We start from the raw sequence: 17,212 nt of genomic DNA on the forward strand, positions 1-17,212 counted from the left end.
CAGATAAAGCAGCCGCTTATGATGCTGGTTTTGATTACATCGATGGTCTAAAAAAATTACCTGCTAATGAATTACGTCACGAACTAACTGTGATCAGCAATTCACCAGCACAAGACTTAACCATTGATAAATCAAAAGTAACGATCCAAGAGTTCGCTCAAACACGTGATCAAGTTGCTTACCGTGCAGTGGTTGATGTGGATTACCACTTCACTACAATCAAAACACAAAACTAATTTAGTTTATCGTTATAACGATAAGAAAAGGTTCTTCACCGAAAATGCCGTTGACTTACATAGTTAGCGGCATTTTTTTGTTTATTTATTTTGATGCCTGCCATTAGCCGCTACCAACTAGCAATCGGGTAACGAGTAAACCAGCTAAATATTTTTACCGATCTTATTGGTAATAGCAAATGTGCAGAAGAGGATCATTCTTGTTGGTTAATGGAGTATTTCTACATTAGAAATGTAGCGCAGAGAGCAACCTATTGAAAGCAATTTTCTACCTTAAATCTGTTCATTTTTCTAGTCAATCTTTAATCCCATCCCCTATTTTCTTTAACAATCAAAAAGCGATAAAAGGTTGAAGAAAGGTTAAAAAATGCTAAGTGCTAACGGATTAAATCAAGACTTTATACCCAATATAAAAGGTCCCTTCGTTTTTACTTCTGGGTAGACAACTCGAAACCTCTTATTTTGATATAGGGCGACGTTGTAATATTCGTAAAAGACCGGTTATTTGAGACAAGCAATTTTTTACAATTACAAGAAGACGATTGACACTATTAAAAATAGTTTTTAAAAAGTACAAACAAAAAAGGCCGATTAATCATTGATTAATCGGCCTTATAAAACCTACTTATAGTCTAGCGTGTTCAACTAATCCATAAATTATTTATCACGCGGTTCCGTTCTCATTCCCATGATTAAGCTAACACACATAATTAACAAAATAATGGTGAATGGTAATGCAGTGGAAATTGCTCCAGCTTGCAGTGCCTGAATCGCTTCTGTACCACCAACCCACAGTAATGCAGCCGCAATAGCACCTTCAATTAACGCCCAGAAAACACGTTGTGGAACAGGCGCATCAACTTTACCACCGGCTGTAATACTATCGATCACTAAAGAACCAGAGTCAGAAGAGGTAATGAAGAATACCAACACTAACACAACAGCCAATAATGAAAGCATGCTACCAAATGGTAATTGATCAAACATTTGGAACATCGCTAATGGTACTTCAGTTAAACCGTTAGTACCTAGTTCACCAACATTGTTAATCACTTGATCGATCGCCACACCACCAAATACTGACATCCAAAGAATAGTCACAGTGGTTGGAATGATAAGTACAGCCATTAAGAATTCACGGACAGTACGGCCACGAGAAATACGCGCAATAAACATACCTACAAATGGTGACCATGAAATCCACCACGCCCAATAGAAAACTGTCCAACCGTGCATCCAAGCTTCGTCTTCACGACCCATAGGATTACTTAGTGGAATGATATTTTCTATGTAGCCCATTACAGTAGTAGGAATAGTCCCCATCGACACTGCCATTGTCACTAGTGCTACAAACAATACTAAAACAATAGCTAACAGCATATTGATATTACTGATGACTTTAACACCACCATCAATACCACGTACAACTGAAACTACCGCTAACAGGGTCACCACTACAATGATAATAATCTGCGTGGTTAAGCCAGAGTCAATACCGAATACATGATGGAATCCACTTGCAGCTTGTTGTGCACCTAAACCTAATGATGTTGCTAGGCCAAATAAGGTAGCGATAACAGCCAAAATATCAACGATATGACCAGCAATACCCCAAGTACGATCACCTAAGATAGGGTAAAAAATAGATCGCATTGAAAGTGGTAAACCTTTGTTATAAGCAAAAAATGCTAATGACAATGCAACTACACCATAGATAGCCCAAGGGTGTAGACCCCAATGGAACATCGTTGCACCTAATGCCAGTTTTGCTGCTTCCGGTGTATTAGGTGTTACATTTAATGGTGTTTCATACCAACCAGTGAAATACGCGACAGGTTCTGCAACGCCCCAGAACATCAATCCAATACCCATACCTGCAGCAAAAAGCATTGAAATCCATGACATGGTTGTATAATCACTTTTAGCATCATGACCACCAAGACGGATTTTACCGTAAGGTGAAACAATTAAAACCAAACAGAAAATAACAAATATATTTGCAGACCACATAAATAGGCCATCAAATGCGCCGATAATTTGCCATTTTATTCCATCTAATGCCGCTTTTGAAACTTCTGGATCAACTACCATAATCGCAATTAAAAACAGGGCAATTAAACCTGCACTAAATCCAAAAACAGGGTTATGAACATCAAATCCCCATTTTTGAACGTTATCCTGACCTACAGTGTAATCGGTGTTATCGATACTGTATTTATCTTTATTTAAACTCATTATTCCTCATTTAGAGCAAACCGCTCTTAATTATTAATCCATATTACCGAATAAATGATAACAAACGTGTTTCGGCGAAACATAGTAACAAAATGAATGTTACATTTCAGTGGAACATCCATAATTAAATCATATTTATCTAAAATCAAGCTAAAAACACGCCTTAGTCAGGAACTAAATGGTTAAACTGTTGCCCGTGTACCGCTATTGTGAGGTATTAAAAAAACAAAGAGATATTTACAAATATTTATTTTTTATTCGCAATAGTCTTTATTGTACGTTTGATTATTAGATTTAGATTCAAGCAGCATACTTAACGTGAGACTTCTTCAGTGTGAGTAGGTTTACTAGCAATCCCCCTTTCTCTGTCATACTTTTATTGTACGTTTGATTACCTCCTTTAAAATACTAAGCTTCGATTCACTATAACTTCACTTAGAATCACTCGGATTCAAATAATAAATGTATAACTTATTGTTATAACTATCTAATCAATTTTATTTAAAATGAAATTTGAAACGCTTAAAAATGGGTAATTGATAGATAATTATTGGCTTTTTTATTACAATGATTTTTTTACTTATTTCAAATGGAATGTAAATGTCACTTCGAATTGCAATAAATGGTTATGGGCGTATTGGACGTAGTGTTGTTCGTGCATTATTTGAGGGAAATCATCAAACACAAATCGATATTGTCGCGATCAATGAATTGGCGACACCGGAAGCGATTTGTCATTTAACGCAATATGACTCGACCCATGGTCGCTTTCCTTTTGAAGTTTCACAAAGCCATAACTTACTGATTATTGAACACCACCCTATTCAGTTGCTTGCATTTAAAGAAATTGATGAACTGCCTTGGCAAGCACTTGATATTGATATTGTGATTGATTGTACTGGATTATATGGCACAAAAGCAGATGCAGATGCACATATATTAGCAGGGGCAAAAAAAGTCATTTTCTCTCATCCTGCCGACCAGGATGTTGATGCCACAGTCGTGTATGGTGTTAACCACCAGCAATTAACTGGTGATGAGCAATATATCTCCGGCGCATCCTGTACCACTAACTGTATTGTGCCAGTTATTGCCAGCCTAGACAGTGCATTTACTATTAAGTGTGGCACGATCACCACGATCCATTCTGCGATGAATGACCAACCTGTGATCGACTCTTACCATCATGATTTACGTCGAACACGTGCAGCCAGCCAGTCTATTATTCCAGTGGATACCAAATTAGCAGCCGGTATTGAACGTATTTTGCCTAAGTTTGCGAATAAGTTCGAAGCCATTGCCGTGCGTGTTCCAACCATTAATGTCACCGCAATGGATCTGAGCATCACTGTTGATAGTAAAGTTTCGATTGCGGACATTAATGCCTGCTTGAAACAAATAGCAGAAACCGAATTAAAAGGTATTTTAGGTTATACGGAAGCACCTTTGGTGTCTGTCGATTTTAATCATGATCCTCGTTCGTGCATTATTGATGGAACGCAGACTCGAGTAAGTGATGGGCATTTAGTAAAACTATTGGTGTGGTGTGATAATGAATGGGGATTTGCAAATCGTTTATTAGATACTTGCCTACACTTTAAAAAATTAGCTGAGTAGTCATTGTTAACATCTAAACGCGGTACACAAAAGGTGTTTAGATGTTAAACCATTTAATAACAGAAATATTCATCACGATGATTTAGCTTAAAAACTATTCTTCAGTGCACTAAGCTTCGGTGCACTAAGCTTTGATAATCAGGCTTCAATATACTAGGTTTCGTACATTAGGCTTCGTACATTAAGCTTCAATGAATTCAATACTGCATTCATAAGAGCCCATTTCAAAAATCCTACAAACCCAAGGCCTATTCTCATAGATAGTACACAGCTTTGTTTCTCGATCAACACAGATACACCAACCATCATCTAAACGTTTCATAGTTTCCCCACCCCATTGATCGCGCTTAATAAACCGTTCAGGCACACCTGTATCGGTAATTAACATGACCTCTAACTGACAACAAGCAGCTTTACATTTAGAGCAGGTTAAATCAGGGCTATTCACTTCTTTTATTGGGATCGGGTTGGTCATTTTTTCACAATTAGTTAACATCAAAGTGCTAAGCCTATAGGGCTACGTATGTAAAAGATAGTTTGATGTTTATTTTTTACCTTAAACACTCTGATTTTACGTTAAACATTCTGATTTTATATTATGCAACGATATTTTTAGTTGAAAGATCCTCTGTATTCAAGGCTAACCCTTTTTTTACAAAACCTGAAAAGTGCGCGAGTGTTTTTTCTGCCAATGACGGTAACTGTTCAAATTCAATATTATCCATTAAGTTTTTAACTTCTAACCCCAATTCTGTATCACCTTCAATACTTAAACGGCGTTGAAAGAACAAAGTATCAGGATCTTCTTTTCTACCTGCCACTAAAATTAAATCATTCACAGTTGCGGTAAAAGAGACATCTGTCTGCGGTGCATTTTGCTTGATAATAATATGGTTATTTTTGAAACTTAAATACCAACTCAGATTTAGGTCACTAATGGTCACTTTTAGCCATTTTTGTTGTAAAAATTCAAGGTCCCCATCTTCAATAGCTTCTTTAAACACACAACTCACAATGCTACTTAAACACTTTTGTTGAACTGAAAAAGGTAAAAAACGACTCGGTAATGCTAATAAAGACGGTGTTTTAACTACCAATTGTTGCTGTATTTTATTGCGTAATGGAGTGAACATGGATTTCCTTATTAAATGTTGTCTTTTTCTAGGACAAGCAACCATTAATTTTTAATTTGGCTGATTATAAACGTGCCTCTAAAAGGACGACTTGGCTTAAATCAATTTAACGGTGATCAATTAGACGATTGTTTGTAAGTAATTAACTCAAAACAGAATAAAACAGGTCAACATAGCTAAATGAATCGTGTTTGCCTGCCCTATATCAATAAAACTATCATCACTTTTTTTACAATAACCCCATTGAAAATTACTAAAGGAAATAACATGGAGCTTTTATGTCCAGCAGGTAGTTTGCCCGCATTAAAAACCGCTATCGATTGCGGTGCTGATGCCGTCTATGTGGGATTAAAAGATGATACCAACGCGCGTCATTTTGCTGGTTTAAATTTTAACGATAAAAAGTTGGCTAAAGGGGCGCAGTATGTTCAAGACCATAACAAACATTTACATGTTGCCATTAATACTTTTGCGCACCCAGGTGAACAAAAACGATGGTTTAATGCCGTCGACAAATGTGTTGATTTAGGCGCAAATGCCGCCATTATTGCTGATATTGCGACGTTGGATTATGCGGTTAATAAATACCCTGAATTAGAGTTACATTTATCGGTACAAGCATCAGCCACTAACACCGCTGCCATCGATTTTTATCAAAAAAACTTTAATATCAAACGCGTTGTTCTGCCAAGAGTGTTATCCATTCATCAAGTAAAACAGTTATCACGTAATACCGATGTTGATTTAGAAGTGTTTGCCTTTGGTAGTTTATGCATTATGGCGGAAGGTCGTTGCTATTTATCCTCTTACTTTACCGGTGAATCACCTAATACGGTGGGTGCATGTTCTCCTGCTAAATATGTTCGCTGGCAAGAAACAGATAACGGCTTAGAGTCTCGTTTAAATAACATTTTAATAGATCGTTACCAAAGCAACGAAAAAGCCGGTTACCCAACCTTATGTAAAGGTAAATTTATCGTAGATGATCAGCTTTACCACGCACTAGAGGAACCCACCAGCCTTAATACTTTATCGATGATCCCTGAATTAATGGAAACCGGTATCACCTCAGTCAAAATTGAAGGCCGTCAACGTAGCCCTGCTTATGTTGAACAAATTACGCGTGTTTGGCGAGCCGCTATTGATAGCTATCAACAAGCTCCGCAACGTTACCAAGTTAAAAAAGATTGGGATGCGGTATTAGCGAATGTTTCAGAGGGCAGCCAAACCACTTTAGGTGCCTACCATCGTGACTGGCAATAGTGTGCTAACGGTTTAAAACAGGGAAATTTATGAAATTATCATTAGGGCCTTTATTATATTACTGGCCAAAACAAACCACTGAAGATTTTTATCAACAAGCACTAAACAGTGATGCTGATATCATTTATTTGGGTGAAACTGTGTGTAGTAAACGTCGCGAGTTAAAAGCACGTGATTGGATAAGCCTAGCTAAAGCCTTAAATAATCAGGGTAAAGAAATCGTATTATCAAGTATGGCGCTTTTAGAGGCACCTTCTGAAGTAAAAGTATTAAAGCAACTTTGTGAAAATGGTGAACTTTCCGTTGAAGCCAACGATATTGGTGCGATTCAATTATTATCTGAAAAGAAAGTCCCCTTTGTTTGTGGTCCTGCCATTAATTGTTATAACGCACATGTGCTTAAATTATTTGTTAACCAAGGAATGCAACGTTGGGTTATGCCAGTAGAGCTTTCCCGTGACTGGCTACAAAAAGCATTAACTGATGCACAAGCGATGGGGATCCGCGAACATTTTGAAGTGGAGGTCTTTGCCCACGGCCATATACCGCTCGCTTATTCTGCACGTTGCTTTACTGCTCGCTCAGAAAACAAAGCTAAAGATGACTGTGAGTTATGTTGTATTAAGTACCCGCAAGGTCGTATTACAAGTACTCAAGAAGGGCAACAAGTCTTTGTTTTAAATGGGATACAAACACAATCAGGTTATTGTTATAACTTATTAAATGATGTTGAAAGCATGAAAGGATTAGTGGATGTTATACGCGTTAGCCCAAGCTCGTTGGATAGCTTAACAACTGTACAGCAGTTTAAGCAGCAAATCCTAGGCGACCAGCAAATAATTAAACACGATAATTTACAATGTAATGGCTATTGGCATCAAATCGCAGGCCTTTCTTTACAGTAATAAGTATTCAACCAGAGTCCTCAGGTTAGCCGTTATATATTAGTCGCCGCATTGCTGTGGCGGCTCTATGATGACATAGCTAATTAATGATACTCATGGTTTTTACATGCGCAAAAACGTTACTGCCGATAGCGAGATTAAGTTTGTTAAATGAGCGTAAGGTTATATAAGCATAGATAAATTGTGAGTTAATTTTTAATGTTAATATCACCGCTTTTTGTTGATCTTGAGAAAAATCTATCACCTGTGCGGCGATACAATTTAATAAGGAACTCCCCACAATCGGTTTAAGTGCAACGATCACATCTCGGCTATTAATTTTCACCTGTATTTGCGTTGTTAATGGTGCTTGGTCAGCTGATATAAATAAGGTTTGTCCATCTAAACAGCCCTTTATCAAACCTTCGTCTGAATCGAATTTTTTAACTAATACGTTTAAAATCAAGCCTTGATGAGCAAACTTAATCAATGATAATTCACTGTCTAAAAACAGTTGTTGCGGCTCACCAATTGCTTCTATTTGGCCATTATTAACCAATACCATTTGTTTACTCAGATAAAATAGCTCATGTTCTGAGTGAGTAATATACAAAATCGGAATACGTTCACTAATTTGTTTAATAAAAGGTAATAACAGCTGTTTGCTACTTGCGTCTAATGACGAAAGAGGTTCATCCATCACCAGTAATTGCGGGTTAGTTAATAACGCACGCGCAATAGCGATACGTTGCTTTTGGCCTCCGGAAAGTTGTGTCGTCTGGTGATTTAGCAATTCCTTAAAGCCTAACTTTTCAGCCAGTTCTTGAATAGTAAAGGTACTGTTTTCGGATTTATTAACCGCCAGTTGTAAGTTTTGTTGTACATTTAAATGCGGGAATAATCTAGGCTCTTGAAAAACCACACCAATGTTTCTTTTCTCCACCGCCACCAGCAATGGTTTGTGAACCGCACTTTTAGACCTAACATTATTGCTTTCAGGTTGATTCAACCAAATTTGCTGTTGAAAATGGATCTGCCCTGTGCATTGTTCTAAACCAATTAAACAACGTAATAAGGTTGTTTTACCCGCGCCTGAATCACCAAAAATAGCACACACTCCGGATAAATTTAGCTCACCTTTAAAGTGCAATGTTCTACTCTTGTGGGTTGTTGCGCTGTTAATTTTGAAGGTTTTTTGAATATCGAACTTAAGCATTTAACACCCGTTGCTGACGCTTTTGCAAGAAACCATAAATGACCACCAGCAGTGACATTGAAAATACTAATAAAATAAATGAAAGTTGATGTGCAGAGCTATATTGTAAAGATTCCACATGGTCAAATAATAAGATAGATAAGACCTGTGTTTCCCCTGGAATGTTCCCGCCAATCATCAACACCACGCCAAATTCGCCAATGGTATGTGCAAAGCCCAATGCACCTGCAATAATAAAGCTAGGTAATAACATCGGGAAAATTATTTTGTATAACCGTTCATACTTTCCATAACCAAGGGTGGAACTAACTTCTAAATAGGTCTTATCGAGGTGAACAAAAGCACTTTGTAATGGTTGTACTACAAAGGGAAGTGAATATATCACTGAAGCGATAACTAAACCTGTAAATGAAAAAGCCAATGAGGTTTCATTAAAACTCAGCCACCACTGCCCTAAAAAATGTTCCGGCGAAAAGGCGATTAACAGATAAAAGCCAAGTACCGTTGGCGGCAAGATTAAGGGTAATGCCACCAACGACTCAATTAAAGGACGTAACTTTGCTTTGCTGCGTGCTAACCACCAAGCTAATGGTGGTGCCATTATCATCAACAAAATAGTGGTGAGTCCTGCTAACTTTAAAGTCAGCCAAATCGCTTGATAATCACCTGCGCTGAGCATCAATTATAACCTTGTTGTGCAACTTGCTTTTGTATCGTGGAGGACAGTAAAAATTGCTTAAACAACTCCGCTTGCTGACTTTTTTGATCATTGATGATCACACCGTATTGGGTAATAGGTTGGTGCCACTGCGGAGGAATCAATACATAATGTGTTTGCTGTTTTTGAATCACCGCGGCGTAAGACACTAAACCCGCGGCAACACTTTTAGAAGCAACAAACTGAAAAGCTTGATTAATATTATTACCTTTAACGTAAGGTTGCGTTTGCCATTTTTTAGTAAAATTTAGTGCTTGCTGGGCTGCGATGCCATAGGGGGCAAACTTAGGGTTAGCAATAGCAAGCCTATCTTGATAAGTCATAAAATCATCTAGTGTAGGTTGATGGTTAAGTGCTGGTTGCCAAAACACTAACCGTCCTTGAGCATAAATGAAACCAAGGTGCTGCGCTGTTTTATTCGCTTCAACCAATAATTGTACATGTTTTTGGTCCGCCGATAAAAACAGGTCAAAGGGAGCGCCGCGTAATATTTGTTGGTAAAGGGTCGCGGTGGAAGCACTGGAAATATTAACCTCAATAGCAAACTGTTCGGTGAACTGTCGAGCAATATCTAACGCGGCGACTTTAAAGTTACTAGCAACGGCAATATTTAAGGGTTCAAGATTAAGTGCTTTAATATTTTCAGCCGTCTTTTGATTATTCAGTGACTCAAGCGGCTTTATTTCTATCACAGCAGCTATAACATTTGCGGTCATTAATGAGCTAACAAGCAACATCACAAAACATAAAAAACGCTTATTTAATCTCTTTAACATTTATTTCCACCTTGGTATTACGTTTATGTGCTATGCCACTTATAACTTCAATCTACTTTCAGCAGTCTTAGATTAAGTTTGAAAGAAATCTCACTAGCTTGCGACTTAACTTTGCCACTTCGTCAGTGCATGTTGATCGTGTTCTCTTGCATCTACCCATTTAGTTTCACCGTTTGCCATGGTTTCTTTTTTCCAAAATGGAGCCTGTGTTTTTAAATAATCCATAATGAATTCACAAGCTGCGAAAGCATCACCACGATGTTGGCTTGCAATACCAACAAACACAATTTGATCAGAAATAGTCAACTGCCCCACGCGGTGGATAATGGTAAAGTCAATGATATTCCAACGCTGCTGTGCTTGCTGAACAATATCCTGTAAACATTTTTCTGTCATCCCTGGATAATGCTCTAATGCGAGATCACTGACACCTTGACCTTCGTTAATATCTCGAACCAATCCAGTAAATGTTACGATAGCTCCTATTTTAGTGGTGCTTTTTAAGCGGTCGTACTCAACCTGTTGGTTAAAATCTAACTCCTGAACACTGATCATTTAACCTCCTGTAACGGGAGGAAAATAAGCCACTTCATCACCATCTTTTAAAGGTACGTCATTAGCTACCATCGCTTGGTTAACCGCTTTTAAACAAGGTTGGCTAGTTAAAATAGACGCCCATTCTGTTTTATGGTTTAGCAAGTGAGTAAATAATTGCTTAGTATCTTCAGCATTTTTTGCATCAACTTGTAATTCTCTAACACCTAGCTGTTCACTTAACTTGGCAAAAAATAGTACTTTAATCATCCTAGTTCCCTATTCCACGGCTTTAAAGTGGCCTGATTTCCCACCTGTTTTCTCTAATAATTTCACTGCGGAAATAACCATATCTTTTTGAATTGCTTTACACATGTCATAAATAGTTAATGCAGCAACTGAAGCGGCGGTTAGTGCTTCCATTTCAACGCCGGTTTTGCCAGATAATTTACATAAGCTTTCAATACGTACTCGGTTCATCTCTGTTTCTGCTGTGATATTTACTTCCACTTTTGTTAATGCCAATGGGTGACAAAGTGGTATTAAATCAGAGGTTTTTTTAGCAGCCATAATACCTGCTATACGGGCAGTCGCAAATACATCACCTTTATGGTGTTGACCATTAACAATCAAGGCAAGTGTTTCCGGTGACATATCCACATAAGCTTCGGCAATCGCTTGACGGACGGTCACTTCTTTTGCAGTAACATCCACCATATTCGCTTTGCCGTCTTGGTTAATGTGAGTAAAAGTTGCAGGCATTATTTAGCTCCTAAATGCGGCATAAAGTTACATGGTTTATGCTGTGCGTTGATTTGCTCGACAATGATTTTTGTCCATGCCGTTTTACATGCCCCAGTTGAACCTGGCATACAAAAAATAACAGTATTATTAGCAAACCCAGCTAATGCACGACTTTGAATCGTTGAAGAACCAATTTCTTGGTAAGACACAGCGCGAAATAACTCACCAAAGCCTTCCACTTGTTTATCAAATAATACGGATACAGCTTCAGGCGTAGTATCACGAGCAGTGAATCCTGTTCCCCCCGTGATCATGATCACTTCGGTCTTATCATCTGCTATCCATTGCGAAACAACTGCACGAATTTTATAAGGGTCATCAATCACTATTTGTTTATCTGTTAATTGGTGCCCTGCTGCCTTTAGCGCCTCAACTAAGTAACCACCTGAAGTATCTGTAGATTCGTTACGAGTATCTGAAACGGTTAAGACTGCAATATTAGCAGGCGTGAATTCTTTGCTTGATAGATGGCTCATGTTAATCCTTATAATTTTTAAATGGTTGCTTTGTTCTGGGTAAATCAGAATAGCATTTGTCATAGTAGCTATCACACTCATTAATAGGCTTACTTTATCAAAAAATAACTGCATTAATGTTGTCTGTACCGATTTATTAAACCCTATTTTTTCTAAAATCGGTGGCACTGTAGTTTTTTTTGTTGTATCAAATTGAGGAGTATTAGTGCTCAAATAACTTTTTAAAACTGTGTAAGACGACTTTTAAAGTGCTGTAAAACGACTACTTAAACTTGTCCGTCTGCATCTTACTATAGGTTACCAAACAACGCTGCCATTGCTCCGGCGTGTTGGTATTTTCAAACCTAAATAGGTCAACTTGCTGTTGACTTATTGCCTCTATATTTAACGTTTCAATTAAACGATATAAAGAACGCTGTTTTTTATCTACAGCGCTGAGTGCCTGATCTAAATAGGTTAATAATGTATCATTCAGCGATAATAACATTGGAAACGTCGTTTCTTTGTAATATACGCCTTGTTTACCTGTAATAGATTGATTTGTAAATTGCTTTATAAAATGTTGCAGTAATTTTTTACAATCTTCTACCGCTAATAACGGCATATCCACTGGCATAATAAATAATGCATCATATTTTTTACTTTGTTGCGTGTTGCAATATTCTCGAGAGGAATGCTCTGATCTACTATGCAGAGAATGATCAACCGATGGCCCCCCCTGCTTTTGCTCACTAAGTTGTGTCGCACAAGTTGCTATGCCTGCAATGGGCCCCAACTCAGATTGTGTATCTACGATACAATTAAACCCTTGGTAATCACCGCTAACGTAACAATCCTCAAAACCTGCAGCCTGTAATAAATTAACTGCACGTGATAATAATGTATGATCTTCAATAGTAAGTTTGGCTTTGTCCTGCCCCATTCTAGATGATTGCCCACCCGCTAATACGATACCCGCTATGTTCACATTGGTTCCTAATGGTGTTGTGTTTATAAAATCGATTTTGCCTAGCAACTATTATCCTTGTAACTATAATGCGATTCTAGGATGCGGATCTAGGCAATAAAAAAGGAGCTTAAAGCTCCTTTTTTATATTAGTATAACGTCTAATTTACCAGCCTTCTATGCCTTTCATATCAGGTAATTGATGCGCAATACCCTTGTGACAATCAACACAGGTTTTGTCGCCTGAAGCAAGTGCTGTTGAATGTTGACTCACACTACGTTTACCTTGTTCACTGAAATCCATATATTCAAACTGATGACAGTTACGACATTCCTGTGAGTTATTTTCTTTCATCCTTTGCCATTCGCGATTAGCTAAATGCGCACGCCGAGCTTTAAATTTTTCATCTGTATCAATGGTGCCCATTGCAAATGCAACCAACTCTTTAGATGCCTGTACTTTACGAACAATTTTATCTGTCCAATTATGTGGTACATGACAGTCTGAACAAATAGCACGTACACCAGAGCGATTTGAATAATGGATAGTTTCACGGATCTCTTTAACAATCGGAGCATGACAACCAGAACAAAATGCTTCGGTATTAGTTGCTTCCATGCCGGTATTAAAACCACCCCAGAAGATGATCCCACCTAAAAAGCCAATCACTAGAATAAATCCAAATGAGGCGGTCGAAGGTGATTTCATGATCACCCATAAACGCTTTAATAGTTTAAGCATAATTTGTGCTCCCGCTTAGCGTAATGAATCTACCGGTGTGAATGTATTATCAACCAGAGGCTTAGCATCTGCTTGTGTCACATGACACTGTAAACAAAAGTAACGGCGAGGTGAAACATCAGACAATGTTGTACCTTCACGAGTAATAAAGTGAGTTACACTGACTTTAGTCGCTCCCATCGCACCTGCATTTTTAAAGCTATGACATGATAAACATTTGTTAGCATTTAAATTCACTTGATAACCACGAATAGAGTGTGGAATCATTGGTGGTTGCTGAACATAGTTACGATCCATAAGATGCTGTTCTCTTGGCACTTTTTTAAGTGCTTCCGATTGATTAACGTCTGATATTTCAACTAAACCACGTAGAGATGGCACACCACCATTATTTGACATAACAACATCATCGGCACTGTAAACACTAGGTACAGATAATGCGATCACTGATGCAGTAAAAATCGCTGTGATAAATTTTTTCATTGCTTTTCTCCATCTTGTTATATTTTTATAACAAAGAGTCCATTTAATAGAGTACATGTGTTGCTTACGCTACTTGCATCATCCAAGTAGCATTCTTTTATTAGCGTTGCTTAATTACGCTTTTTTAGTAACTTTTACAGCACATTTTTTGTAATCGGTTTGTTTTGATAACGGATCAGTTGCATCAAGAGTTAACTTATTAGTTAACTGTTTGGCATCAAACCATGGCATAAATACCAACCCTTTTGGTGGACGGTTACGTCCTCGTGTTTCAACACGAGAGGTTAATTCACCACGTCTTGAAGCCATCACAATTTCATCTCCACGACGTAAACCACGTTGTTGTGCATCATCTGGGTGCATAAACACAACAGCATCAGGAAAGGCTTTATATAACTCAGGTACACGTCGAGTCATTGAACCTGAATGCCAATGCTCTAGTACACGACCAGTGCTTAACCATAAATCGTACTCTTCATCTGGAGACTCAGCTGCTGGTTCATAGGGTAATGCAAAGATAATCGCTCGTTTATCTTTATGGCCATAAAACTGATACTCAGTTCCTTTTTCTACGTAAGGATCAGAACCTTCACGGAAACGCCATTTCGTTTCTTTGCCATCAACCACTGGCCAGCGTAAACCACGTACTTCATGGTATCTGTCGTATGGTGCTAAATCATGACCGTGGCCACGACCAAAGCTTGCGTACTCTTCAAACAGTCCTTTTTGTACATAGAAACCAAAGTGACGCGCTTCGTCATTTAGTTGCTCGTCTTTCACTTCATCTAGACCAAATGCATCGACTTGACCATTACGGTAAAGTACGTCGTACATAGTTTTGCCTTTCACTTCAGGCATTTTTGCAATCAGGTCTGCATCCCATACTTCTTCAATTTTGAAGCGTTTAGCAAACTCCATAATTTGCCATAAATCTGATTTTGCACCTTCAGGTGACTTAACCTGTTGATGCCAAACTTGAGTTCGACGCTCAGCATTACCATAAGCACCTTCTTTTTCTACCCACATTGCCGTTGGTAAAATTAAGTCACCTAATTGTGCAGTCACGGTTGGATAAGGGTCAGATACCACAATAAAGTTATCAGGATTACGGTAACCCGGAATCACTTCTTCATTAATATTTGCAGCAGCTTGTACGTTGTTATTACACATTACCCAGTAAGCATTTAATTTACCGTCTTTTAACATACGGTTTTGTAAAGCAGCATGATAACCAGGTTTTGCTTCAATAGTGCCTTCTGGTAATTTCCAAATTTTTTCTGCTATTGCACGATGTTTAGGGTTTTTAACTACTAAATCGGCAGGTAAACGATGCGAGAAAGTACCTACTTCACGAGCAGTACCACAAGCAGAAGGTTGGCCCGTTAAAGAGAATGGACCTGAACCAGGTTGAGAAATTTTACCGGTTAATAAATGGATGTTGTACATCAAGTTATTAGCCCATACACCACGCGTATGTTGATTGAATCCCATGGTCCAGTAAGAGGTCACTTTAATTTTAGGATCTGCGTAAATCTTAGCTAATTTAATGAGTTTATCAGCTGGGACACCTGACATTTTTTCTGCATATTCGACATCAAATTCAGACACATATTCAGCAAACTCATCAAAGGTCATTGGTGTTGAAGCACCAGAATCCGGATTTTTAGCCGCTTGTTGTAATGGGTGTTCTGGACGTAAACCATAACCAATATCGGTTGTCCCTTTACGGAAGTTAGTATGTTTGCTAACAAAGTCTTTATTTACCGCATCATTTTGAATGATGTAATTAGCGATGAAGTTTAATATTGCAAGGTCAGTTTGTGGCGTGAAGATCATGCCATTATCAGCTAACTCAAATGAACGATGTGTGTAAGTAGATAACACATGTACGCTTACATCTGGGTTGCTTAAACGACGGTCAGCTAAACGAGACCATAGGATCGGATGCATTTCTGCCATATTCGATCCCCACAATACAAATGCATCCGCATTTTCTAAGTCATCATAACAACCCATTGGCTCATCGATGCCGAAAGTACGCATAAAGCCACCTACCGCAGAAGCCATACAATGACGTGCATTTGGATCAAGGTTATTAGTTCTAAAACCCGCTTTCATTAATTTACTAGCAGCGTAACCTTCCATTACAGTCCACTGACCAGAACCAAACATACCTACTGCTGTAGGGCCTGTTTTTTTCAAAGCATCTTTGAATTTCACTGCCATAATATCAAAGGCAACGTCCCAAGAAACAGGCTCAAATTCACCATTTTTATCATAAATACCATTGCTCATACGTAATAGTGGCGTTGTTAAACGATCTTTACCGTACATGATTTTAGAAAGGAAATAACCTTTCACACAATTAAGGCCTTTATTCACAGGGGACTCAGGGTCGCCTTGTGTTGCTACCACTTTACCTTCCTGTGTACCGACTAAAACACTACAGCCAGTTCCACAAAAGCGACATGGCGCTTTTTCCCATTTAATTTTAGTTGCATCCTTGCTGGCTATAATATTACTAGCTGACACGGGTAATGCTATGCCTGCAACTGCAGCAGCTGAGGCTGCCGCTTGTGCTTTCATAAACTCACGTCTGGTAAATTTCATTGTATTTCCTCGCTGTTATTTTGCGTAGATTTTTCAAACTCGTGGTAAACAAGACTAGTGTGTACTACACCATCAATGTCATTAATTTGGTCAATGCATTCCATTATTTGGCGTTGATTAGCCGCTTCAATAATGACAATCGCCTTTCCATGCTCTGTCACTGTCACTAATTCCGCTCTAGGCATCGTTTTGATGCTGTTAGTTAGGTCTAGTATTTGCTCAGATTTAACATGCACGATTAAGCTCGATACATGCAATTCTTCTTCTTTCATTGTAACTACTCAGCACCTAATTCACATTTTTGATAGTTTATAGAAGATCAAAAAGGATCAACTTGATTGATCCTTTTTAGTCGTTACTCTAACTACTTTCTTCCTATTCCTATGATGAGGCAAAATGAAAGTAAGTGGTCTCGATATTGAGAGTAATGTCGAAAAGATAAAACAACAGATAGAAGCCGATAAAACATTATCGCCTTCTATGCGCACAACGTTAGATTTATTACTGCTTATCGTTAATTTGCTTTGTCAGCGTCTCGG

19 protein-coding genes are annotated in these 17,212 nt (G+C 38.2%); 4 read left to right on the plus strand and 15 right to left on the minus strand.

The features are described from left to right. Positions 1-236, plus strand: a 236-nt coding sequence (locus H592_RS23020) for a DUF3316 domain-containing protein (protein ID WP_037072388.1), incomplete at its 5' end; no start/stop codon positions are given. A gap of 657 nt (positions 237-893) precedes the next feature. Here the strand turns inward: H592_RS23020 and H592_RS0120310 are convergent. Further along, complete coding sequence (locus tag H592_RS0120310; RefSeq protein ID WP_028870377.1) at positions 894-2,471, minus strand: BCCT family transporter; 1,578 nt, start codon at positions 2,469-2,471, stop codon at positions 894-896. A gap of 600 nt (positions 2,472-3,071) precedes the next feature. Here H592_RS0120310 and epd point away from each other — a divergent pair. Further along, positions 3,072-4,088, plus strand: a complete 1,017-nt coding sequence (epd, locus tag H592_RS0120315) for an erythrose-4-phosphate dehydrogenase (protein WP_028870378.1) — start codon at positions 3,072-3,074, stop codon at positions 4,086-4,088. A 181-nt stretch (positions 4,089-4,269) separates the two neighbouring features. On the opposite strand, the gene H592_RS0120320 is transcribed toward epd, so the two are convergent. After that, a complete protein-coding gene (locus H592_RS0120320; RefSeq protein WP_028870379.1) occupies positions 4,270-4,563 on the minus strand; it encodes a YkgJ family cysteine cluster protein in 294 nt (97 codons plus the stop codon). A 121-nt stretch (positions 4,564-4,684) separates the two neighbouring features. Beyond that, positions 4,685-5,221, minus strand: a complete 537-nt coding sequence (ubiT, locus tag H592_RS0120325; RefSeq protein WP_028870380.1) for a ubiquinone anaerobic biosynthesis accessory factor UbiT — start codon at positions 5,219-5,221, stop codon at positions 4,685-4,687. A gap of 267 nt (positions 5,222-5,488) precedes the next feature. Here ubiT and ubiU point away from each other — a divergent pair, with 267 nt between their 5' ends. After that, a complete protein-coding gene (ubiU, locus tag H592_RS0120330; RefSeq protein WP_028870381.1) occupies positions 5,489-6,484 on the plus strand; it encodes a ubiquinone anaerobic biosynthesis protein UbiU in 996 nt (331 codons plus the stop codon). Positions 6,485-6,513: 29 nt separating this feature from the next. Beyond that, a complete protein-coding gene (locus H592_RS0120335) occupies positions 6,514-7,389 on the plus strand; it encodes a U32 family peptidase (RefSeq protein ID WP_028870382.1) in 876 nt (291 codons plus the stop codon). A gap of 79 nt (positions 7,390-7,468) precedes the next feature. Here H592_RS0120335 and modC read toward each other — a convergent pair whose 3' ends face one another. From modC to H592_RS0120395, 12 genes are all read right to left on the minus strand, one after another. Next, positions 7,469-8,584, minus strand: coding sequence for a molybdenum ABC transporter ATP-binding protein (gene modC / locus H592_RS0120340; RefSeq protein ID WP_028870383.1), 1,116 nt, complete (start codon positions 8,582-8,584; stop codon positions 7,469-7,471). Further along, positions 8,577-9,263, minus strand: coding sequence for a molybdate ABC transporter permease subunit (gene modB / locus H592_RS0120345; RefSeq protein WP_028870384.1), 687 nt, complete (start codon positions 9,261-9,263; stop codon positions 8,577-8,579). Before modB ends, modC begins: the two co-directional genes overlap by 8 nt. Then, positions 9,263-10,078 carry a molybdate ABC transporter substrate-binding protein gene (gene modA, locus H592_RS23025; RefSeq protein ID WP_051369292.1) on the minus strand — a complete coding sequence of 272 codons (816 nt, stop codon included), beginning with the start codon at positions 10,076-10,078 and terminating at the stop codon, positions 9,263-9,265. The genes modB and modA overlap by 1 nt, the downstream gene beginning before the upstream one ends. Before the next feature lie 105 nt (positions 10,079-10,183). Beyond that, entirely contained in the window at positions 10,184-10,633 is a 450-nt protein-coding gene (gene moaE, locus H592_RS0120355; protein ID WP_028870385.1) for a molybdopterin synthase catalytic subunit MoaE, read from the minus strand. Further along, positions 10,634-10,882 (minus strand): MoaD/ThiS family protein, encoded by a 249-nt coding sequence (locus H592_RS0120360; protein ID WP_028870386.1) that lies wholly within the window; start codon positions 10,880-10,882, stop codon positions 10,634-10,636. Positions 10,883-10,891: 9 nt separating this feature from the next. Then, a complete protein-coding gene (gene moaC, locus H592_RS0120365) occupies positions 10,892-11,374 on the minus strand; it encodes a cyclic pyranopterin monophosphate synthase MoaC (protein ID WP_028870387.1) in 483 nt (160 codons plus the stop codon). After that, complete coding sequence (gene moaB / locus H592_RS0120370) at positions 11,374-11,892, minus strand: molybdenum cofactor biosynthesis protein B (RefSeq protein ID WP_028870388.1); 519 nt, start codon at positions 11,890-11,892, stop codon at positions 11,374-11,376. Before moaB ends, moaC begins: the two co-directional genes overlap by 1 nt. Before the next feature lie 262 nt (positions 11,893-12,154). Beyond that, entirely contained in the window at positions 12,155-12,859 is a 705-nt protein-coding gene (gene mobA / locus H592_RS0120375; protein WP_028870389.1) for a molybdenum cofactor guanylyltransferase, read from the minus strand. A gap of 145 nt (positions 12,860-13,004) precedes the next feature. After that, positions 13,005-13,580, minus strand: coding sequence for a NapC/NirT family cytochrome c (locus H592_RS0120380; RefSeq protein WP_028870390.1), 576 nt, complete (start codon positions 13,578-13,580; stop codon positions 13,005-13,007). Positions 13,581-13,595: 15 nt separating this feature from the next. Next, positions 13,596-14,063, minus strand: coding sequence for a nitrate reductase cytochrome c-type subunit (locus H592_RS0120385; RefSeq protein ID WP_028870391.1), 468 nt, complete (start codon positions 14,061-14,063; stop codon positions 13,596-13,598). 114 nt (positions 14,064-14,177) lie between these two features. Next, on the minus strand, positions 14,178-16,673 hold the full coding sequence (gene napA / locus H592_RS0120390; protein ID WP_028870392.1) for a nitrate reductase catalytic subunit NapA: 2,496 nt from the start codon (positions 16,671-16,673) through the stop codon (positions 14,178-14,180). Next, positions 16,670-16,945 (minus strand): chaperone NapD, encoded by a 276-nt coding sequence (locus tag H592_RS0120395; protein ID WP_028870393.1) that lies wholly within the window; start codon positions 16,943-16,945, stop codon positions 16,670-16,672. The genes napA and H592_RS0120395 overlap by 4 nt, the downstream gene beginning before the upstream one ends. Positions 16,946-17,212: the final 267 nt, after the last annotated feature.

This window comes from Psychromonas arctica DSM 14288 (genome assembly GCF_000482725.1).
Taxonomy (GTDB): domain Bacteria; phylum Pseudomonadota; class Gammaproteobacteria; order Enterobacterales; family Psychromonadaceae; genus Psychromonas; species Psychromonas arctica.